Genomic DNA, 20,468 nt, shown 5'->3' with positions numbered 1-20,468 from the left:
TTGAACAGGGCTTATGTACTGCCCGGTACCTCAAGTACTTCGTCTAGCGGAATAGGTGCAGTCATGGTCAGCCGGCATCTTCTATCCCAAATCAGCTTTCTCAACATCCTGCGTATCCTATTGGCGATCACCGTGCTGCCAGTGGTTGCAGCCAGTGTGCCGCCAACTCAGCAGCAACCAGCAACTGTACAGAACGTTATCTACCCCGCACCGGAAAGCGAGAATGACCATCGTTTTGATGATTTGGTCGAATTCCTGCGTGTAGCGCTTGATCACACAGTACCGAAATATGGGCCCTATAAGTTGATGCCCAGTGAATTCATCATGAATGAGTCACTCTACATCACCGAAATAAAAAGTAACTCAGGCAAGATCAATGTGATGTGGAGTTCAACCTCACCTGAAAAAGAGCGTGAATTACAGGCCATTCGGATTTCACTGCGTAAAGACCTGCTCGGTTATCGCATTGCATTAATCAACGTCAGCAAGCAAGCGGAAATAGATAACATCAAGACGCTGGAAGACCTGAAGAAGCTGAAGATAGGCCAAGGCAGAGGCTGGGGCGATAATCAGGTTTATAAAGCAAACGGCATCACGGTTAACGAACATAACTATAAAGACCTGTTTCGGCTGACCGCAGAGAAATATGTCGATTTGTTCCCCCGTGGCATTACTGAGGTATTTGAAGAGTTTGAGCTCAATCATCCGGAAATCCCGGATTTGAGCGTCGAGAAGCGACTGGTCATCTATTACCCCTGGCCCTACTACTTTTTTACCAGCCGCAAGGACATCGCTTTAGCACAACGTATCGAAAAAGGCCTTCAGATGATGATTGAGGATGGCAGCTTCGATAAATTGTTTTATCGCTTCAACAGCCCGGCCATTTTCAAGGCGAACCTGAAGAATCGTCGGGTCATCCAGATAAAGAATCCCTTCCTGCCCAAGGATGTACCTATTGGTTCCGGCAGTATCCAACCATTGGATCTTCCCGGTGGCGGGACATGAGCTTTCACAGCAATACGTTCAATTAGGCAGATCAGCACTAACGACAGCCCGGTTCGAAACACATCAGAAATAGCGCGCAAAACTTACCCGCCTCGCAAATTGGCGTGCCGCAAGAGCGCTGTTATTCAATGGAAGTCAGGATGAGATTCAGAACTGGCTTCATTCCTCAATCATTCCCTCTTCTGCTTTTTTGCCTTGTCTTGCCATAGCTCGCAAGACTTTGAATCAATTCTCAACAGGCATATACGTTGTAGTAATCCAACATAGGGTAATCCTTATACAGCTGGGCTTAAGTCTATGGACGATCCGGTGTATACAGTCTGCCGTTTCATTGCTTACCCAATTAGTTATCCAATTGAGAGATATGAATATGAATACCAGCCGCCGCCTCGTGATGAGTACTTTTGCTGCAACCCTATTATTGGCAGCCTGCGGAAAGAAAGAAGATGCCGCTCCAGCCAGCGACGCACCTGGCAAACCAGCTGCGCCCAAAATGGTGACGGTCAAGGCTGCGGCTGACGCCGTCTTTGCGCCATTTGAATCCGAAACCCAGGACAAGAAAGTCGTCGGCTTCGATGTTGACGTACTGACAGCAGCAGCAGAGCGGGCAGGCTTTCAGGTGGAATTCGTCAACACGCCATGGGAAGGTATCTTCAATACACTGGCTACGGGTGACCGCGACATCGTGGCTTCAGCAGTCACCATTACGGAAGAGCGCAAAGCGTCGATGGATTTTTCCTCGCCTTATTTCGAAGCCAAGCAATTGATCGCCACAGGTGAAAGCGCCAAGATCACCGCTGCGGCAGACCTGAAGAGCAAGAAGATTGGCGTACAGACGGGTTCCACTGGCGATGAAGTCGCGCAGAGCTTACTAGGCAAAACCAGCACCAATATCAAACGCTTCGAGAGCGTACCGTTGGCCCTGCAGGAACTGCAAGCAGGTGGCCTGGATGCCGTTATCGCCGATAATGGCGTCGTCGCCCACTATGTGGCCAACAATCCCAATGCAAAACTCAAGACCTTGGAATCGGCAGACTTCAGCAAAGAGTTTTATGGCTTTGCCGTCAAGAAAGGGAATACTGAACTCCTGGCCAAAATAAATGCAGGCCTCGCCAAGATTAAGGAAGATGGTACTTACGATAAAATCTACACCCAGTACTTTGGGGCTCAGAAGTAAATTTCCCCTCGTTTCTCGCTGTAACTTGAAGCGCGATTTCCTGCAAATTGCGCTTCTTGATTTTTAAGGTTCGCTCATATGGATTTCACCAGCGCCTGGAAGGCTATTCAGGAAACCGTACCCCTCCTAAGCCACTTCCGTCCCGACATCGTCTGGGAATACCGCCAACTCTTCATCGATGGCGCACTGATGACAGTGGAGATCACCGCTGTCGCTGTCGTTTTCGGTACGTTGATCGGCCTGATTGGCGGTATGGGGCGCTTGGCCGAGGTCAAACATGGCGCTTGGCGCCTGCCGGTACGCTGGGGCATTCGTATGCCAACCGCCGCCTATGTCACGTTCTTCCGTGGCACACCGCTGTTTGTACAGATCATGCTGGTGCATTTCGCTTTGATGCCCCTATTGGTACACCCTACCGATGGCGTGCTGATTTCAGGTGAACTGGCCCGTACCCTGCGTCAGGACTACGGCGCTTTTCTGTCTGGCCTTGTAGCACTCACCTTGAATGCAGGTGCCTATATCACCGAGATTTTCCGAGCCGGCATCCAGTCCATCCACAAGGGCCAAGCCGAAGCTGCTCGTTCGCTGGGTATGAATTACTGGCAGACAATGCGTTTTGTGATCGTGCCCCAGGCATTTCGCCGCATGCTGCCACCATTGGGTAACGAAGCCATCATGTTGCTGAAGGATTCCTCACTCGTCTCAGCGATTGGGCTGGCCGAAATGGCTTATGCCGCCCGTACCGTGGCTGGTGCCTATTCCCGTTACTGGGAGCCCTATCTGGTGATTTCGTTCAGCTATCTGGCGATGACTTTGCTGATGGCTGCCGCAGTGAATTGGTTGGAACGCCGCTATCAGGCATCAGGCGGTATATAAACTGCCTTACCCCAGGGCTTATGAGACCCCATTCACAAACTGTCACGAGCAGCCGTCAGCAGGGTGAAGCATGAACCCTGATCACGGCTGCGAAGTAAGATTGGGAAGAGACGCCAAGCCAGCTTGAGCAATATCAAGATCAGTTAGGCAGCAAATTCCAGCGCGTCTCCAACAGCAACTGACGAATACGCGCATCCCGTCGATTTCTATCGTTGTTATCACGTTGCTGCAAATATCGACGACGTTCGTCTTCGTTGCTGGACTTGCTGATCAAGTCACCCAGGCGGACATTTTCCCGGTCCCAGCGTGTGATGTCGTTCCGCAATGAATCGATATCGCGCCGCAGCTCATAACGCACCCGCCCACGCTCGTATTCGCGCAGAAAGCCGGCCTGTAGTTCCGGCGCACAGACATTCTCGTACGACTGGCCACTCACACCAACACGATAGCCGTTCTCTGGCGTGCAATAAGTACGCAAGCCTCGCTCATGGCCACGAGAATACTCGGCAGGGTCTGGCAATATACCGACCTTCTGGCAGGCTTGTGCGTAGCTGCCCAACCGGCTGCCGCTACCATCCCGACCATCCCGTTCGCCAAAACCATACCAATCCCCTGTGCGGCACTCCGCATCCGACATCGCCGCACAACCGCTCAATGCCAGTACAGCCATCATTAGCAGAGTCTTTTTCATTTTTACTTCTCCCAAACAACACTAACCAACAAATTATCCATTAGCCCCCAGCATAGCCCCCTCTCCCCCAACGCAAGCTGAATAAAAAACCCGGCACAAGGCCGGGTCTTTTACTGCATCGGTTCAACAATCAGCCACGCTTGGCGGCTGCAATCCGCATACGCAGGGCATTTAGCTTGATGAAACCTTCCGCATCCTTTTGGTTGTAAGCGCCACCATCATCGTCGAAGGTGGCAATCGTCTGGTCGAACAACGAATCCTTCGAATCCCGGCTGACCACACTGACGCTCCCCTTGTACAGCTTAACCCGCACCCAACCATTCACGCGTTCCTGGGTCTGGTCGATCAGCGCCTGGATAGCACGGCGCTCCGGGCTCCACCAATAGCCGTTGTAAATGATCTCGGCATAGCGTGGCATCAGATTGTCCTTCAAATGCGCCACTTCCCGGTCAAGGGTAATCGATTCAATGCCACGGTGTGCTTTGAGCAAAATGGTGCCGCCTGGCGTTTCGTAACAGCCACGCGATTTCATACCAACATATCGGTTTTCGACCAGATCGAGCCGCCCAATACCGTTGCGACCGCCCAGTTCATTGAGCTTGGCCAATACCTCATGCGGCTTAAGACGCACACCATTTACACTCACTACATCGCCACGCTCAAATTCGAGGTCGACATATTCCACCGCATCGGGCGCTGCCTCGGGCGATACCGTCCAGCGCCACATGCTTTCCTCCGCTTCGGCCTTGGGGTCTTCCAGGTGACGGCCCTCAAAACTGATATGCAGCAGGTTGGCATCCATTGAGTACGGCGCTCCACCTTGCTTATGCTTCATATCAATCGGGATGCCTGCGTTTTCGGCATAGGCCAGCAGCTTTTCGCGGGACAGCAGGTCCCACTCGCGCCATGGTGCAATCACCTTCACACCGGGCTTGAGAGCGTAATAACCCAACTCGAAACGTACTTGGTCATTTCCCTTACCGGTAGCGCCATGGCTGACGGCACCCGCCCCGGTTGCATTGGCGATTTCGATCTGCCGCTTGGCGATCAATGGACGGGCAATCGAGGTACCAAGCAGATATTCGCCCTCATAAATCGTGTTTGCGCGGAACATCGGGAAGACGAAGTCACGGACAAACTCTTCGCGCAGATCATCGATGAAGATGTTCTCCGCCTTGATGCCCAATTTGAGGGCCTTTGCGCGAGCTGGTTCCAGCTCTTCACCCTGGCCGATGTCGGCGGTGAAGGTGACGATTTCACATCGATAGGTGTCTTGCAGCCACTTGAGAATAACGGAGGTGTCGAGGCCGCCCGAATAGGCGAGCACGACCTTGTTGATGTCGGACATAGGGCAATTCCTGCAGGTCAATCAGTTTGAAACGATTTTGGCGTAATAGGCGCCTTGGATATCGACCAGTTCGAAACAGAGCTGGCAATCACATTCAGCAAGCGCCTGGGGGTAACTGGCGGCAACAATCGGTTGTATCATCGCCAAGGCGCGTTGTTTGAATTCATCGGTACGACGATTGATGAAATAGAGCTTGAGATGCACAAAGGCGTGGCCTGGGTTGCCATCGCCAACATGCCAGTCAGTCAACTTGATTGCCCGGCTCTTGATATCGTTAATTGCGACATCACCGAGGCCAACCAGGGCTTGGTGCAATTCCGCAAACAAGGTCGGGAAGTGGGGTTCATCGGGGATGTTGTCACTGTACTCAATGGTGATATGAGGCATGGTCTATCCAGGGCAATGGCAAACAGCTTCAACATTATGGCCGTCCAGGTCTAGGACAAAGGCGCCGTAATAATCGGGATGATAATGCGGCCGCAAACCAGGTTTGCCATTATCGCGACCACCAGCTGCCAACGCCGCTGCATGAAATGCATCGACAGCAGCACGATCGGCCACGCGGAATGCGATATGGACTGGCGGTTTGTTCGGTGTACCCGCATGTATCCAGAAATCCGGCTTTTTCGTGGCACGCTCGCCATACCCGGCCACATCGGAGTGACCCGTCACGCTGGCGGGAAATTCCATGAGCTTTGCATAGCCGATTGCCGCCAATGCCGACTCGTAGAAAGCCCTGCTCTTGGCAAAGTCACTGACAGTGATCCCGGTATGATCGATCATGCTTACGCTCCAGAAAAAGGTAGGTACACCGTTATAGAAGGACTTGTTTACGATCTTGCTGCGCAGTCGTGATCAGGGCCTATGTGCTGCTCAAAATCCTCATGTACAAAAGTACATTCCAGTTTCTGCGCTGCACCCTGCTGACAACCGCCCACGACAGACCGTAAGAACCTGTCTAAAGTCTGCTGTGCGTCAGCAATACGGCGTCAAAAACACCCTCGGAATGCTCATTTACCGCACGTAAACTCCGCTTCCTCGGCTGTTTTCGCCTTGTCTTGCTTTAGCTCGCGAGACTTTAGGCAGGTTCTAAGACAGGTTCGGAAAGAGTATCACTCAGTTGTCGACGCGGCCGAGCAACAGGAATTCGATCAGCGCCTTTTGCGTATGCATACGGTTTTCCGCCTCATCCCAGACGATCGACTGCGGACCGTCCAGCACTTCAGGGTCGACTTCCTCGCCCCGATGTGCGGGCAGACAATGCATAAACACCGCATCCTTGTCCGCCAGCTTCATCAGGTCGGCGCTGACTTTATAGTGCAGAAAATCAACGCGGCGCTGCAGGCTTTCGCGCTCGAACCCCATCGAGACGCAAACATCGGTAGTCACCACATCGGCGCCTTCAATTGCCTCCCGTGGGTCATGCGTTTGCTCGAAATACTCGCTGCCATAATCGATACCATCCAGCACCTTCATCTCATAGCCTTTAGGCGACGCCAGATGCAGTTTGAAATTGAATAGCTTGGCTGCCTGCAACCAAGTGCGAGATATATTGTTCGAGTCGCCAATCCAGGCGACAGTCTTGCCCTCGATCGAACCGCGATGCTCGATATAGGTAAAGATGTCCGCCAAAGTCTGGCAAGGGTGGTATTCATTGGTCAACCCGTTGATGACCGGTGCATTGGAATAAGCGGCAAAGGTATCGACGATGCGCTGCTCGTAGGTGCGCAACATGACGATATCGCACATTCGACCGATGACACGCGCCACATCCTCAATCGGCTCGCCACGACCAAGCTGGGTATCCTTGGAAGCCAGGAACATGGCATGTCCGCCAAACTGGTTCATACCGGCTTCAAACGACACACGGGTCCGGGTCGAGCTTTTCTCGAAAATCATGGCCAGCGTCTTGCCCACCAAAGGTTGGTAAAGCTCCCCTCGGCGCAGGCGATCTTTCAGTACTCGGCTGCGCGCGAAGAGGTGCTCGTATTCGTCGCGGGTAAAGTCGGTGAACTGGAGAAAATGCCTGGCACTCATGCTGGAACCTTAGGTTTTGTTACAAAACGGAAGAGTCCTGAGCTTCCCCGATGCAGCAAGTCTTGGTCAAGCAGGATTTTCATCCATGCGACATAAATTTATTAAATAGAGTCGAACGCCTGTGTCTTAGAACCTTTTCAAAGTCTTGCGAGCTATAGCGAGACAAGGCGAAAACAGCTGAGGAAGCGGCTATCAATCTGCCACCATCACCCGCCTGCGCCCTGCTGCCTTCGCCCGGTAAAGCGCCTCATCCGCCGCCATCAACAATTGATCAACCGCCCTGCCATGTCGGGGAAATTCGGCCACACCCGCAGAGAATGTCACACCGGAAAGCTGCTGGTCCTGCAGCTCGATCGATACCGACTGGAAAGCTTCCAGGAACGCTTCAGCCCGGGCAACCGCCATTTCGAATCCAATATCGGCCAGCACAAGGCAAAACTCCTCGCCACCAAAGCGGCAGGCAAAATCCGAACCACGGATATTGGCCCCCAATAAGCTGGCCAACGCTATCAATACCCTGTCACCCATCGGGTGGCCGTACCGATCATTGACCTCCTTGAAATGATCCAGATCGATCAATACCACGCAGCACGGATAATTTCGTCGTTCTGCCAACTGCAACTCGCTGACCAGAGTCTGCTGCAGATAACGCCGGTTATAGAGCTCAGTCAACGGGTCACGGATCGCCTGTTCACGTAACTGTTCCTGCAGCCGTTCGATCTCGACTACCTTTGCGGCAAGCTCGCGGTTCAACATCTCCAGGTTTGTACGTGCCCGTTCAGCCTCCGCCTGTTTGACCAGGGCGCTGTCACGGTCGCGTTCTGCTTCGGTCAATTCGCTTTGCAGCTGCATCATCTGGGTACGGGCACGAGCAGCGCTCCCTTGAATCAGCTGAAAATGCTGCTGGAAGCGTTCCATATAAACATAGGCTTCGCGCCATTGGCCAAGCGCGGCGTAGGTACGCGCCAACTCATGCGGTATCTGCACCTGGTAATAAGGGTCGCGCACTTTGCTGAGCCGGCTCTCGGCTTCGCACAAAGCCGCCAATGCCGCGTCCAGATGACCACAGCCGCGCTCGACCAGACCAAGCACCCAGTAGCAATGGGTCAATATCTTGATCTCGCCACTCGCCTCAGCCGCATTCAAGGCTTTGTTCACCTTGGCACGCGCCCGCTGCCAATCGCTGTGTGCCACATAGGTATGCGCAGCTATCACCTGAAAGAACGCGTTATTGGCTCGACCGGTCCATTTGACCTGATCGCTGATTTCCAGATAAGGATCGATGGTTTCGTAAGCCGCCTCATGCGCTCCCATAGCGAGCTGACACATAGCAAGGTTACCCGCCACGATAGGGGCCATGGCACCCATGCACGATCTGGCGACCATGGTATCGGCTTCGATCAGAAAACTGATCGCATCTTCGTAATTGCCAGCACTGTGCTGAGCATCGCCCAGATTGGACAACACCAAAGCGAGGTGATCAGGCGAATCCAGCTGACGGGCTGCACGCAAGGCGTGATAGTAGTGACGCATCGCGCCGTCGATCATCCCTGCACCGACGGAGGCCACACCGAGCAGGTTATAAACCATGACCACATCAACAAGCTCGGCATCGTCCAGCACCCGCAAGTAAGCGATCAGCTCGGCATACGACTCCTCCGCCTTGCCAGCCCGCTCCAAGAGCACCGAAATGCCAAAACTCGCCCGCATCTCACCACAGGCGTCGCCATAATCTTCAAAGAATGTCTTGAGCGCGTGAAATTCCCGTTCGGCCAATACACGATCGCCATGGCGCATCTGATAGCTCGCCAATGACAACCGGCCATAGGCTTCGCGATAAGCATCTTCCACTGCCCGCGCATGCTCCACCGCTGTTTCAGCAAGCACACGGGCATGCACCGGATTACCGTATTGAAAGTACCAGGCTTCAGCATTAAGCCGATCCAGCTCCACACTGCTCAGCGGATGCTGGGTTAGCGGCGAAAGAACGCTTTCCATCATGTCATCGGATATATCTACCATCAGGCCACGCCATCCAGTGGCCGCAGTCCCAGCTCATCAGCCTCTGTAAGCACCCGGATACATGGCAGCCAGCCATCGAATACCACGCCATGCAGCTCGACCTGCTTCTGGCTGCGTAGCAGATTAACCAGATAACTGATGATCTCCGGCGTAATTACTTGACCAGGAACCAGAACAGGAATACCCGGCGGATAAGGCACAATCTGGTCAGCACTGATACGGCCTGCGAGTTTTGCGTTGACCTGATCCGCTTCATCAAGCAACGGTGATAGCTGGCCACCACAATAAAAGGCATCGCGCGGCAGGTATTTCAGGCTGGTGAAATGCGGAATGGCCGGCGTACGGTACAAGCGCCGCGGCGCACGGCCTTCGCGGCTGATGCGCATCAACGCATCGTACAAGCGCGATACCTTGCTTTTGGTGGTGCCGATAGTCAGCAGCAGGGTAATAGTATTGAAGGTCGATTTCTCGATCTGGATATTGAAGCGCTCGAACAGCAGCTTTTGTAATTCGTCCACGGTATAACCGCAGGCTGAAATATCAACCGTGATCTTGGTCGGGTCAAGCCGAACCCCGTCGCCCTTCACTTCATTGGGCAGCAGATCGTCCAACTCCAACACCCGGAACACACCGGTGGCATTGATCATTTCCTTCAGCTCCGCAGCCAGCGACAAGGTGCGGCTGAGCAGCTTGTAGCCCTCCATGCTCATCTGCCGGCGTGCGACATCGAGACTGGCGATCATGCTGTATTGCGGACTGGTGGAAGTGTGCATGTTGTAATTTTCGCGGAACACATGCTCATCGAAATGTGGGGTGTTGATGTGAATCATCGACGCCTGCGAGAAGGCGCTCATCACCTTGTGGGTGGACTGGGTGGCAAAGTCGGCTCCACACTCAAGCGCCGTAGGACGAAACTCCGGATGAAAACGGGCATGGCCGTACCAAGCCTCGTCGATAATGACCTTGATGCCATGCTTGTGCGCCGCATCGATAATCGGCTTCAAATCGTAACGCAGGCCATCGTAGGTGCATGAGGTCAGTATCATGGCGCGCGCATCGGCATTGTCTTCGATCGCTTTCAGCAGCACTGCCTTCGATACCGGACCGAACAGCCCATACACCTCATTGGTGCTCGAATCCATATAGATAGGCAACGCGCCCGAGATCACCACGCCATGGTGGACCGACTTATGGCAATTCCGGTCGAGTAGCAATTTGTCGCCCGGCGCCAGTACCGTCTGCAGGATCACCTTATTGGCAGTGGAGGTACCGTTGGTGGCGAAGAAAGTGCGCCGTGCACCAAATGCCTTGGCGGCAATCTGCTGGGCGTCTTCGATAATGCCGGTGGGGTGCAGCAATGAATCAAGCATCGGCACCGAGCACGACAGGTCACCCTTGAAGATATGCTCGCCCATGAAGTCGTAGAAATCTTCCGCCCAGGGGCTGCCGCGCAGGCTGTCACCCGAGCTGTGCCCCGGCGTATGCCAGGCATCTTTGGCCATGAAGACATACTGCTTGAGCTTATCGTAGAAGGGGGTATGGGCGCGTTCCTGGAACTGCGCATTCATGATGCGATACCAACCCAGGTAGTCCGGGTCGTCCCGGTAGAAGTAGCCATCGACGGTTTCACAGAGCAGCGTGTTGACGACCTCGTCCTCATTCTCCTGGGCGATCAGCACATATACATCCAGCTCGGGCCGCAGCGCGTGAATTTCATGTACGAGGTCCAGCGCCGTCATCTGCAGCTTCTTGCTACGTGGCTGGCCAGCTTGCGCGCCATGCAGCTGGTCATCCACGATCACCGCCTGTATTTCACCGTCTTCGCGTAGGGCTGTCAGTGCTTCAGCCGCAGTTTCCACACCGGTACAGGTGATCCCGAGCGGGTTATCCAACTGCCGTGCGGCGGCATTCAATCCTTTTACCAATGCTTTGAGCACCAGTTTTTCGTCGTTTACCAGTAAAATACGGCTAACCGGTTTCGGCATCTTGTCTCCCCTTCTATTCTGGTAAGAGCGGGATCGCCGCTCAAGCCAGCAAGAATAATCCAAAGCACCTACCCAAGCACACAACAGATGATTTGCAACCCGTACGAAGTCATCATCCAAGGCCTGACTAAAAATGGCCGAGAGTTTCGCCCCTCCGATTGGGCGGAACGTCTATCCGGGGTTCTTTCTACCTTCGGCATGGACCAGAAACTTTCCTACGCACCCTATGTGCGGCCGATGGTCATGGAGAATGTCCGCTGCGTCGCGGTCGACAAGCAGCTGGAAAAGGTGGACCCACGTGTTTACAGCTTTCTCATGAGCTTCGCCAACGATAATGACCTGCGCGTCATTGACTGCCGCCAACTGATGGACGAGCAATACCACAACCAGTTCCTGGGTTGAATTGCTCAGCTCAAATCCTGTTCGCGATCTGCCACAAGCGATCGTCAGCAGGATGAAGCGTAGGGAACCTGACATAGCACGCAAAAGAAAACGCGATGGCTTCACAGGCCACCGCGCTTTTTGCTGCCCGGCATTCCCACTCGACCTGCTACGAACCTGCTATTTGGATTCAGGAACCTGTTTACAGTCTCGCGAGCTAAAGCAAGACAAGGCGAAAACAGCCGAGGAAGCGGAGTTTACGATTGGTAAATGAGCATTCCGAGGCTGTTTTCAACGCTGTATCGCTGACGCGCAGCAGACTGTAGATAGGTTTTAATCGGGCGTGGACCTGTTATGCCTGACCGACGCCCAAAGCGCCAATCCAATAAAGCCCGCGCCGATCAACCCGGTCACCACTTCGGAAATTTCGTGGAAGGTACCGACAAACATAATCGTGGCAAGCGCGCCGATTGCGTAAAAAGCGCCATGTTCCAGATAACGGAATTGATCGAGCGTTTGTTTCTCGACGAACATGATGGTCAACGACCGTACAAACATCGCGCCAATACCCAGACCAATCGCGATGATGAAAATGTTGTTGGACAGTGCAAATGCGCCGATTACGCCATCAAAGCTGAAGCTCGCATCCAATACCTCCAGGTATAGGAAAGCTGAAAGACCTGTACGCGCCACCACACCAGCATCACCGGGTTGTTCGGTTTCCAGCAGCGAAGCAAGACCATCGACCACGATATAGATCACTACTCCTGCGACCGCTGCAATGACAAACGCAAACCGCTCTTCGTCGTGCAGCATGGTCGAAATACCGTAGACCACCGCCAAGCAGACTGCGATCTCCACGGCTTCCATCTTGCCCAGCTTACTAAGCGGCGCTTCGATAAGGCGTACCCAATGTACGTCCTTTTCCTTGTCGAGAAAAAATTTGAGGAAGACCATCATCAGGAAAGCACCGCCAAAGCCCGCCACGACCACGTGGGCCGATGTCAGTGTCTCCGCATATTTAACCGGTTCGCTCACCGCCAGCATAAGTGCCGCCCACGGATTAAGTTGAGCAATCACCGCCACGATCAGCACTGGAAACACCACCCGCATGCCAAACACGGCAATCAGCATGCCCCAGGTCATGAAACGGTGACGCCACTTGGCATCCATGTCTTTCAACACCGTCGCATTGACGACCGCATTGTCAAACGACAGCGATACCTCAAGTACCGACAGAATCGCAGCAATAAACGCGGCTTTCGGCCCCCCGATGAGATACGCCGCAACCAGACCAAATACCGTAACGAATATAGAGCCCTTGAAATATTTAAGCAGTGTGGCCATTGGCCGCCCTTTTATAGGTTTTATTTATGTTTGTACCCTGTTCACCGCCATACAGAAAGACTGTGAACGGGCAGGCAGACTAATCGAGGCCCAGTTTGGGCCATAGCGCATCGACGCTGGCGACAACCGCCGCATCGCGCTCAATCGGCACTCCCCATTCCCGCGTCGTTTCACCCGGCCATTTGTTAGTGGCATCCAGTCCCATCTTTGACCCCAGCCCTGATACCGGCGACGCGAAATCAAGGTAATCAATCGGTGTGCTGTCCACCAAGGTAGTATCCCGGCTCGGGTCCATCCGTGTCGTGATGGCCCAGATCACTTCCTTCCAGTCCCGCGTGTTCACGTCGTCATCTACCACCACGATGAACTTGGTGTACATGAACTGGCGCAGGAAGCTCCAGATACCAAACATCAAACGCTTGGTATGACCTGGGTACGCCTTCTTGATGCTGACCACCGCCATACGGTAGGAACAGCCTTCGGGCGGCAAATAGAAATCGACAATCTCGGGAAACTGCTTTTGCAGAATGGGCACGAAGACTTCGTTAAGCGCCACGCCCAGCACTGCCGGCTCGTCCGGCGGTTTACCGGTATAGGTGCTGTGATAGATCGGGTCCGGCCGCGTGGTAACGCGATCAACCGTGAAGACGGGGAACCAGTCCTGTTCGTTGTAGTAGCCAGTATGGTCGCCATAGGGGCCTTCCAACGCGTACAGATAGCCGCCCACTTCCTTCATCGGTATGCCTGTCTCGCTGACGCCGGTCCAGTCCTTTTCTGCCGGCGGAATATGCCCTTCCAATACGATTTCTGCACTGGCAGGCACTTGCAGCTCATTACCCAGGCACTTCACCAGCTCGGTCTTGCTGCCGCGTAAAAGGCCAGCGAACTGGTATTCGCTCAAGCTATCGGGCACCGGCGTGACAGCTCCCAGAATGGTGGCTGGGTCACACCCCAGCACCACCGAAATCGGAAATTTCTCACCGGGGTGGCGGATCGCATGCTCGCGAAAATCCAGCGCGCCACCGCGATGTGCCAGCCAACGCATGATCAATTGATGCTTGCCGATCAGCTGCTGGCGATAAATCCCCAGGTTCTGGCGTGGCTTGTGCGGCCCGCGTGTGACTACCAGCCCCCAGGTAATCAGTGGCGCCACATCCCCAGGCCAGCAATGCTGAATAGGAATGCGCTTGAGGTCGACCTGGTCCCCCTCCCACACCACGTCCTGGCACGGTGCGCTTTTGAGTACCTTTGGCGCCATATTCAGCACCTGCTTCAAGATTGGCCATTTCTCCCAAGCATCCTTGAGCCCCTTGGGTGGTTCGGGCTCCTTCAGATAAGCCAGCAATTTGCCAATCTCACGCAGGGCGCTGACTTCTTCCGCCCCCATGCCCAAGGCTACACGGCGCGGCGTACCAAAAAGATTGCCCAAAACCGGCATGTTGTAACCCGGTACGTTCTCGAACAACAACGCAGGCCCTTCTGCACGGAGCACCCGATCGCAGATTTCCGTCATTTCCAGATGGCTTGAAACCGGTGTCTTGATACGCTTCAGTTCACCCATTGCTTCAAGCTGGGCAATAAAGTCGCGGAGGTCTTGGTATTTCATGGCTTGGCCACTTGAGAAAGCGTCATATCAGACGTAGCAGCCCACTGCAGCAGATTGTCGAGTACTGGCTGGCCAGCTTCAACACGTGGGTGGTTCAGGATCCCCACGACAACCCAGTTGCGTCCCTTTACGTCGCGCACATAACCCGCTACCGCTTTCACATCATTCAAGGTACCGGTCTTGATCCGGGCGGTCCCCACCAGCGGCGTACCAACGAGACGATTACGCATGGTGCCATCCATACCCACAATCGGCAGGCTGGCGACGAATTCAGCTCCATAGTTGCTGCGCTGGCCCGCCTGTAACACCTGCGCAAGGTGCCGGACGCTGATCCGCGCGGTACGTGAAAGACCCGCTCCGTTATCCACTACCAGCTCCGGGAAGTCCAAACCCTGCCGGGCCAACCAGCCACGTACGGCTTCAGCAGCGGCAGATTGGCTGTCTCTGCCTACCAAGGGTTGGTTTGCTCCAAGCGTCAGGTAGATGGTGCGCGCCATCGTGTTGTTGGACAGCTTGTTCACATCGCGTATCTGTTCAGCCAAGGGTGGAGACTGTTGTTCCGCCAGAAGCGTGGCATCAGCGGGCGTTACCGCTTCACGCGTCTGCCCAGCAATGTTGCCGCCCAACTCTGCCCATAAGCCGCGAGTAAGCCGACTGGCGAAATCCGTTGCACCGAGCAAACCCAGATAACGGCTGGCACGACACTGTTGTGGGAAACGCCCCGTCAGCACCACGCGAACCTGACCATCGGACGTAATCGTTACTTCTGGCCGGGTCCAGGTTTGCGACCAGCTGGTGCAATCCCCCTTTATCAGTTTCATACGGCTGCTGGCCTGTACCCCTGCCATCGGTGGGTCAACACGCACCTGCATTGATTCCGCGTCCGACTCCATATCAAACCGAAGCGCCTTGAAATTCATCAGCAATGCATCTGCCGCCACGTTGTAGGCACGCTCCGGCTCTTCATCGAACGGCACGGCATCCTTATCGACAGACAGTGTGAAGAAACTACGGTCGAGCACCAGATCACCACTTACCTTGCGGATGCCGCGATTGCGCAGCTCCCGTAACAGCAGCCACACACGCTCGTACGTCAGTTTCGGGTCTCCCCCACCCTTCACGTACAGATTACCGCGCAAGGTGTCGCCTTCTATCTGGCCATCGGTATACAGCCCGGTACGCCAGGTAAAAGTCGGCCCCAAGGTCTCCAGGGCTGACAGCGTCGTCAATAACTTGATGGTGGACGCCGGATTGACCGGCATATCGGCACCATGAGCCAACCGCGGCGCAGTGCCGTCGAGCGCCAATACCACCGCCGACAGCGCTGACTCGGGCAATTTAGCGGCACGCAGGCTGGCTGCAACGCTGGCAGGCAGCTGGGCCTGAGCCACCGGTGCAAGCAGCCCGGCCATTAGTACACACAGTCCATAGGTCGGCCGTTGCAATTTCAGTAACAAAATTTCTCCCTAATACTCATTACATCCAAAGGTAAGATCGTAGATAGATTCTTACCAAACAACACCTTACCTGGCTGTACCAAGCGTAACGGACTGAATATCCAGCTTACGAAATGGTTGCCAACCAAGACTTTGAACAGGCACTAAGTCTTATGAAATGGTTACAACAAACTAAGGCTTACAATTCCAGCGGATCTACATCCAACGCCCAACGCACTTTAGTCGGTTTCTGGGCGCGCAAAGCAAGCATCCATTCACTCAGAAAAGCCATCAACCGAGTGCGCGCAGTCGATTGCACAAGCAGCTGACCACGTTCGCGACTCGCCAGGCGCATCATACTGGCCGCCACCGGGTCCCATACCGTCACCGCATCCGAAGCCGGCGCAAGGTGGATGGCATTGCGCAAATAGCCCAATGCTTCATCCAGCTGATTGGCTTCAGCACGTAAGACGGCCTGGTACAGGAAAGGCGGAAAGCCTGCGAGTTTACGCTCGGCCAACTCGCCTGCCGCAAACGCAGCATAGTCGTCAGCCAACAATGCCTGGTAAAGCGGATGTTCCGGGAAGTCCGTCTGAAGCAAGACCTCCCCCGGCTTATCGGCCCTGCCCGCCCTGCCGGCAACCTGCACCAGCTGCGCATACAAGCGCTCGCTGGCGCGGAAATCAGCGGAATAGAGCCCGTTGTCCGCACCGATTACCGCCACTAGAGTGAGATTGGGGAAGTCATGCCCCTTCGCGAGCATCTGCGTACCGACAAGGATGTCGACTTCGCCGGCGTGCACAGCGTTGAGTGCAGTCTCGAAACTACCCTTGCGTCGGGTACTGTCACGGTCGATGCGCAATACCCGCGCCTTGGGAAAATGCTCAGCCAGCATATCCTCAAGCCTTTGCGTACCCTGGCCCAGCGGTTTCATGTCCTGGTTGCCACAACCCGGGCACACGCGTGGCAAGCCGTCTTCCTCACCGCAGTGGTGGCAACGCAGCTGCCGTTCGCGCAGATGGACTGTCATTCGAGCCGAGCAACGCGTACAGGCCGCCATCCACCCGCACTCACCGCAATGCATTACTGGTGCATAGCCACGCCGGTTTAGAAACACCAACGATTGTTCACCACGTTCAAGCCGCTCACGAATGGCCGCCAAGGTACTAGCGTGTATACCTTCGCTCAAGGGTTGGCGCTTGGTCGACACCAACCGCAAAGTCGGCGGTTGGGCGCCCGCTACCGCTCTTAAGCCAAGATGCAGGCGACGATAGCGCCCACTTTCCGCGTTCTGCCAACTTTCCAGCGAGGGGGTGGCAGAGCCGAGCACGATTGGAATCCCAGCTTGGCGGGCACGATATACCGCCACATCACGGGCGGAATACCGCAAGCCGTCCTGCTGTTTGAAGCTCGCATCATGTTCCTCATCCACCACGATCAGCCCCAACCCGGGAGCGGGCGTAAATACCGCCAGCCGCGTACCCAGCACGATGCCGGCTTCACCACGGGCAGCCCGTACCCAACCTGCAGCGCGCTCGCCATCCGCCACACCGCTGTTCAGGCTGACAATATCAACACCAGGAAAACGCTGACGGAACCGCCCTTCCAACTGCGGCGTGAGGTTGATCTCCGGTACCAGCACCAACGCCTGCTGGCCCCGTGCGAGCACCGCAGCAATAGCATTGAGGTAGACCTCTGTCTTGCCGCTGCCGGTAATACCATTCAAGAGAAATGCAGCGAAACCCTCTGAAGTACTGATCGCCGCAACAGCCTCAGCCTGCTCCCCATTCAACTGCGGTCCCTGAGCTGCCACACCAGGGGCAACTTGCACCACCTGCGCCACCACCAGACCAGCCTCCAACCACGCCTGTACGGTTTTCCAGGCCGTACCACCAGCAGCACGCAGCTCTGCCTCGTTGCGAGGTATGGCCAGCAGCTTGGCCAGCCGTAATTGCAATGCAGCGCGCTTGGGCAGACTGGTCAGCAAGCCAGCGGAATCGACCGCAACGTAACGCAATGCTTCCGCCACGCGGAATACCGTGGAGTCCCGAAAGCGGGTCGGCAACGCCGTGTGCAGCACCTGGCCTATCGGGTGCTGATAATAGTCAGCACAAAAACGGAACAAACCCAGCAGCGCCGGCGACAAAGCCGGCATGTCATCCAATACAGCCTCGGCCGACTTGATAGCTGCTACGTCGTAATCCGGCTGCTCGACAATCTCCAGCACTACGCCGACCAGACGCCGCGTGCCAAAAGGCACCACAACGCGACGGCCGATATCAGCCGATGTGGCGATATCCAATCGGTAATCAAACAGTCGCGGTAAAGGTACATCCAGGGCAACACGGAGGTAGGGCATGAGCTGTCAAGAAAAGAATTTTCAGCATCGCCATAGGCGCTTAAACACCCGTAACAACAGGGTTTTTTCGACTGTCCACACTTTCTGTGGATAACTTTGTGAGCAAGTTTAGGGGAATCATATAAATTCCCGGAGTTACAGGCTTATTGCTGGCTTGCACAAAAAATAGGCTCAACAATAAATTTATTAAAATCAATTACTTGGTGAATAAGTAGCTACTAAGGCAAGTTTTTTAACTGCTTGACAACCCGATAAGTCCAGCTAAGAGAAACTGTGCATAAGTTAGCGTATATTTCAAGTAAACAACTTAAAGTTATTACAGCAAGGCTATGTTTTTATTATATTTTATTGAAAATACCGACCTACCACCTTTGATGTTTTGCCGGTATTCTCGTCGAACCCGCCCGTAATCTAGCACCGTAACCAGCCCACCAGACATGGAACAGGTGCGAAATTCGGAACTGACAAAGACCGGAAATTAACCCGCATGGTACTGACGTGAGTGCTGATGCACAGCCTGCGCCAAGGCGCTGACATGCTCTGGTGGTGTGAACTGCGAAATCCCATGCCCCAGGTTGAACACATGGCCGCTGCCTGTGCCGAAGCTGGCCAGCAGGCGCGCAGCTTCCGCTTCAATTGCAGCTGGGTTCGCAAACAGTGCATTCGGGTCCATATTGCCTTGCAATGCCACCTTATCCCCTACCCTGCGGCGGGCATCCGCCAAGTCCACTGTCCAATCCAGGCCGATCGCATCACAGCCTGTAGCAGCGATATCCTCCAGCCACAGTCCACCGCCCTTGGTGAAAACAATCACCGGCACTTTGCGGCCATCGTTCTCGCGCTTCAGGCCGGTGATGATCTTTTGCATATAGCGCAGCGAAAATTCCTGGTATTTCCCGTACGCCAGAGTGCCGCCCCAACTGTCAAAAATCTGCACAGCCTGGGCGCCTGCCGCGATCTGGGCGTTCAGATACTGCGTCACCGCCTCGGCATTCACCGCCAGGATATGGTGCAGAAGATCAGGACGTTCGTACATCATGGTCTTGATCTTGCTGAACGTATCGGAACCGCCGCCTTCCACCATATAGCAGGCCAGTGTAAACGGGCTGCCCGAGAAGCCTATCAACGGCACCCGTCCATTCAACGCCTTGCGGATGCAGCCAACTGCATCAAACACATATTGCAGTTCCTGCATGTCAGGTACGACTAAAGCCTTGATAGCCGTTTCGTCGCGCAAAGGCCGCTCGAACTTGGGCCCTTCACCTTCGGCAAAATACAAACCCAGGCCCATCGCGTGCGGCACGGTCAGGATGTCGGAAAACAAAATCGCCGCATCCAAGGGGTAGCGTTCCAGAGGCTGCAAAGTGACTTCCGTAGCCAGCTCCGTGTTCTTGCACAGATCGAGGAAACTGCCTGCACGTGCACGGGTAGCACGGTATTCGGGCAGGTAACGACCTGCCTGGCGCATCAACCAGAGTGGGGTGTAATCGGTAGGCTGGCGCAGCAAGGCGCGCAAAAAGGTGTCGTTCTGAAGTGGGCTCATTGGGAGGCACCGGCCGGCAGAGCAGCACGGTTATCAACTGGGGCAGAAGGACAGTATTATGCCAGCCTGCTCGATCCTCTCCCAGCCAAACAGAGACCACCCAAACAGTTGGCTCTGCACGCTATCTGTAGCGATGCGAACAAGCTGTCCGTAACAATTCAGGTCAAGCCATTCAAAGGTAATGGCCCACCACTTTTGACGGTACGAATAGCGAAATTGCTGGTGATGTCCTGCACCATTGCAAGCGCCTGGAGTTTGCGCACGAGCTTCTCGTAATCGGGCAGGTCTCGCACCACCACTTCCAACAGGTAGTCAAACGCGCCCGAAACAACATGGCAAGCCACCACCTCTTCCATCAGCAGTACAGCATCCTCAAACAGGCGTACCGCATCTTCACGGTGGTGCATCAACCGGATATTCACAAAGACCGTGGTGGCCAATTGCAACCTCTGCCGGCTCAGCACCGCACGATAGCCGCTGATGATGCCCAGATCCTCCAAACGTTTGAGCCGTCTGGCACAGGGCGAAGGTGATAGCGCCACACGCTCCGCCAATTCCACCGTACTAAGCCTGCCCTCCTGCTGCAAAACCAACAGCATCTGGCGGTCAATGCGGTCCATAAGTTCCCCCAACAGAGTCTGATATTTATCAGCGT

General features: G+C 54.8%; 16 protein-coding genes and 1 pseudogene. 4 read left to right on the top strand and 13 right to left on the bottom strand.

Annotation, left to right across the window (positions count from 1 at the left end):
* The first annotated feature begins 63 nt into the window (after positions 1-63).
* The 3 genes from ACUHMQ_RS02280 to ACUHMQ_RS02270 all read left to right on the top strand — a co-directional run bounded on the left by ACUHMQ_RS02280 (position 64) and on the right by ACUHMQ_RS02270 (position 3,058).
* On the top strand, positions 64-1,005 hold the full coding sequence (locus tag ACUHMQ_RS02280) for a transporter substrate-binding domain-containing protein (protein ID WP_445293821.1): 942 nt from the start codon (positions 64-66) through the stop codon (positions 1,003-1,005).
* 370 nt (positions 1,006-1,375) lie between these two features.
* Complete coding sequence (locus tag ACUHMQ_RS02275; RefSeq protein WP_445293820.1) at positions 1,376-2,182, top strand: basic amino acid ABC transporter substrate-binding protein; 807 nt, start codon at positions 1,376-1,378, stop codon at positions 2,180-2,182.
* Between the two features lie 78 nt (positions 2,183-2,260).
* Positions 2,261-3,058: an amino acid ABC transporter permease gene (locus ACUHMQ_RS02270; RefSeq protein ID WP_445293819.1), complete on the top strand. Its 798-nt coding sequence runs from the start codon at positions 2,261-2,263 to the stop codon at positions 3,056-3,058.
* Positions 3,059-3,197: 139 nt separating this feature from the next.
* On the opposite strand, the gene ACUHMQ_RS02265 is transcribed toward ACUHMQ_RS02270, so the two are convergent.
* From ACUHMQ_RS02265 to ACUHMQ_RS02235, 7 genes are all read right to left on the bottom strand, one after another.
* Complete coding sequence (locus ACUHMQ_RS02265; protein WP_445293818.1) at positions 3,198-3,749, bottom strand: DUF2799 domain-containing protein; 552 nt, start codon at positions 3,747-3,749, stop codon at positions 3,198-3,200.
* A 130-nt stretch (positions 3,750-3,879) separates the two neighbouring features.
* Entirely contained in the window at positions 3,880-5,097 is a 1,218-nt protein-coding gene (locus ACUHMQ_RS02260; RefSeq protein ID WP_445293817.1) for an argininosuccinate synthase, read from the bottom strand.
* 21 nt (positions 5,098-5,118) lie between these two features.
* Positions 5,119-5,484 (bottom strand): 5-carboxymethyl-2-hydroxymuconate Delta-isomerase, encoded by a 366-nt coding sequence (locus tag ACUHMQ_RS02255; RefSeq protein WP_445293816.1) that lies wholly within the window; start codon positions 5,482-5,484, stop codon positions 5,119-5,121.
* A gap of 3 nt (positions 5,485-5,487) precedes the next feature.
* A complete protein-coding gene (locus ACUHMQ_RS02250) occupies positions 5,488-5,880 on the bottom strand; it encodes a VOC family protein (protein WP_445293815.1) in 393 nt (130 codons plus the stop codon).
* A 333-nt stretch (positions 5,881-6,213) separates the two neighbouring features.
* On the bottom strand, positions 6,214-7,134 hold the full coding sequence (argF, locus tag ACUHMQ_RS02245; protein ID WP_445293814.1) for an ornithine carbamoyltransferase: 921 nt from the start codon (positions 7,132-7,134) through the stop codon (positions 6,214-6,216).
* A gap of 192 nt (positions 7,135-7,326) precedes the next feature.
* Positions 7,327-9,156: a GGDEF domain-containing protein gene (locus tag ACUHMQ_RS02240; RefSeq protein WP_445293813.1), complete on the bottom strand. Its 1,830-nt coding sequence runs from the start codon at positions 9,154-9,156 to the stop codon at positions 7,327-7,329.
* Positions 9,156-11,141, bottom strand: a complete 1,986-nt coding sequence (locus ACUHMQ_RS02235) for an aminotransferase class I/II-fold pyridoxal phosphate-dependent enzyme (protein WP_445293812.1) — start codon at positions 11,139-11,141, stop codon at positions 9,156-9,158. Before ACUHMQ_RS02235 ends, ACUHMQ_RS02240 begins: the two co-directional genes overlap by 1 nt.
* Before the next feature lie 87 nt (positions 11,142-11,228).
* On the opposite strand from ACUHMQ_RS02235, the pseudogene ACUHMQ_RS02230 reads away from it, so the two are divergent.
* Positions 11,229-11,519, top strand: a pseudogene (locus ACUHMQ_RS02230) (DUF3579 domain-containing protein); the annotation flags it as partial.
* A gap of 336 nt (positions 11,520-11,855) precedes the next feature.
* Here the strand turns inward: ACUHMQ_RS02230 and ACUHMQ_RS02225 are convergent.
* From ACUHMQ_RS02225 to ACUHMQ_RS02200, 6 genes are all read right to left on the bottom strand, one after another.
* On the bottom strand, positions 11,856-12,869 hold the full coding sequence (locus tag ACUHMQ_RS02225) for a DUF475 domain-containing protein (protein ID WP_445293811.1): 1,014 nt from the start codon (positions 12,867-12,869) through the stop codon (positions 11,856-11,858).
* A 79-nt stretch (positions 12,870-12,948) separates the two neighbouring features.
* A complete protein-coding gene (ubiD, locus tag ACUHMQ_RS02220) occupies positions 12,949-14,475 on the bottom strand; it encodes a 4-hydroxy-3-polyprenylbenzoate decarboxylase (RefSeq protein WP_445293810.1) in 1,527 nt (508 codons plus the stop codon).
* Entirely contained in the window at positions 14,472-15,887 is a 1,416-nt protein-coding gene (dacB, locus tag ACUHMQ_RS02215; RefSeq protein ID WP_445293809.1) for a D-alanyl-D-alanine carboxypeptidase/D-alanyl-D-alanine endopeptidase, read from the bottom strand. Before dacB ends, ubiD begins: the two co-directional genes overlap by 4 nt.
* A gap of 223 nt (positions 15,888-16,110) precedes the next feature.
* On the bottom strand, positions 16,111-18,270 hold the full coding sequence (locus ACUHMQ_RS02210; RefSeq protein ID WP_445293808.1) for a primosomal protein N': 2,160 nt from the start codon (positions 18,268-18,270) through the stop codon (positions 16,111-16,113).
* Positions 18,271-18,748: 478 nt separating this feature from the next.
* Positions 18,749-19,813 carry a uroporphyrinogen decarboxylase gene (gene hemE / locus ACUHMQ_RS02205; RefSeq protein ID WP_445293807.1) on the bottom strand — a complete coding sequence of 355 codons (1,065 nt, stop codon included), beginning with the start codon at positions 19,811-19,813 and terminating at the stop codon, positions 18,749-18,751.
* Positions 19,814-19,971: 158 nt separating this feature from the next.
* Positions 19,972-20,433 carry an Lrp/AsnC family transcriptional regulator gene (locus tag ACUHMQ_RS02200; protein ID WP_445293806.1) on the bottom strand — a complete coding sequence of 154 codons (462 nt, stop codon included), beginning with the start codon at positions 20,431-20,433 and terminating at the stop codon, positions 19,972-19,974.
* Positions 20,434-20,468: the final 35 nt, after the last annotated feature.

The sequence above is a fragment of the Chitinimonas violaceus genome, assembly GCF_052601015.1.
This window is presented reverse-complemented; position numbering and strand designations above follow the sequence as displayed.

Bases quoted from the DNA above. Each gene is read 5' to 3' on its own strand.
- ACUHMQ_RS02275 (WP_445293820.1), top strand. From the start codon at position 1,376: ATGAATACCAGCCGCCGCCTCGTGATGAGTACTTTTGCTGCAACCCTA.
- ACUHMQ_RS02260 (WP_445293817.1), bottom strand. From the start codon at position 5,097: ATGTCCGACATCAACAAGGTCGTGCTCGCCTATTCGGGCGGCCTCGAC.
- ACUHMQ_RS02210 (WP_445293808.1), bottom strand. From the start codon at position 18,270: ATGCCCTACCTCCGTGTTGCCCTGGATGTACCTTTACCGCGACTGTTT.
- ACUHMQ_RS02280 (WP_445293821.1), top strand. From the start codon at position 64: ATGGTCAGCCGGCATCTTCTATCCCAAATCAGCTTTCTCAACATCCTG.
- ACUHMQ_RS02200 (WP_445293806.1), bottom strand. From the start codon at position 20,433: ATGGACCGCATTGACCGCCAGATGCTGTTGGTTTTGCAGCAGGAGGGC.
- ACUHMQ_RS02225 (WP_445293811.1), bottom strand. From the start codon at position 12,869: ATGGCCACACTGCTTAAATATTTCAAGGGCTCTATATTCGTTACGGTA.
- ACUHMQ_RS02270 (WP_445293819.1), top strand. From the start codon at position 2,261: ATGGATTTCACCAGCGCCTGGAAGGCTATTCAGGAAACCGTACCCCTC.
- ACUHMQ_RS02250 (WP_445293815.1), bottom strand. From the start codon at position 5,880: ATGATCGATCATACCGGGATCACTGTCAGTGACTTTGCCAAGAGCAGG.
- ACUHMQ_RS02235 (WP_445293812.1), bottom strand. From the start codon at position 11,141: ATGCCGAAACCGGTTAGCCGTATTTTACTGGTAAACGACGAAAAACTG.
- ubiD (WP_445293810.1), bottom strand. From the start codon at position 14,475: ATGAAATACCAAGACCTCCGCGACTTTATTGCCCAGCTTGAAGCAATG.
- argF (WP_445293814.1), bottom strand. From the start codon at position 7,134: ATGAGTGCCAGGCATTTTCTCCAGTTCACCGACTTTACCCGCGACGAA.
- dacB (WP_445293809.1), bottom strand. From the start codon at position 15,887: ATGGCCGGGCTGCTTGCACCGGTGGCTCAGGCCCAGCTGCCTGCCAGC.
- ACUHMQ_RS02265 (WP_445293818.1), bottom strand. From the start codon at position 3,749: ATGAAAAAGACTCTGCTAATGATGGCTGTACTGGCATTGAGCGGTTGT.
- ACUHMQ_RS02240 (WP_445293813.1), bottom strand. From the start codon at position 9,156: ATGGTAGATATATCCGATGACATGATGGAAAGCGTTCTTTCGCCGCTA.
- ACUHMQ_RS02255 (WP_445293816.1), bottom strand. From the start codon at position 5,484: ATGCCTCATATCACCATTGAGTACAGTGACAACATCCCCGATGAACCC.
- hemE (WP_445293807.1), bottom strand. From the start codon at position 19,813: ATGAGCCCACTTCAGAACGACACCTTTTTGCGCGCCTTGCTGCGCCAG.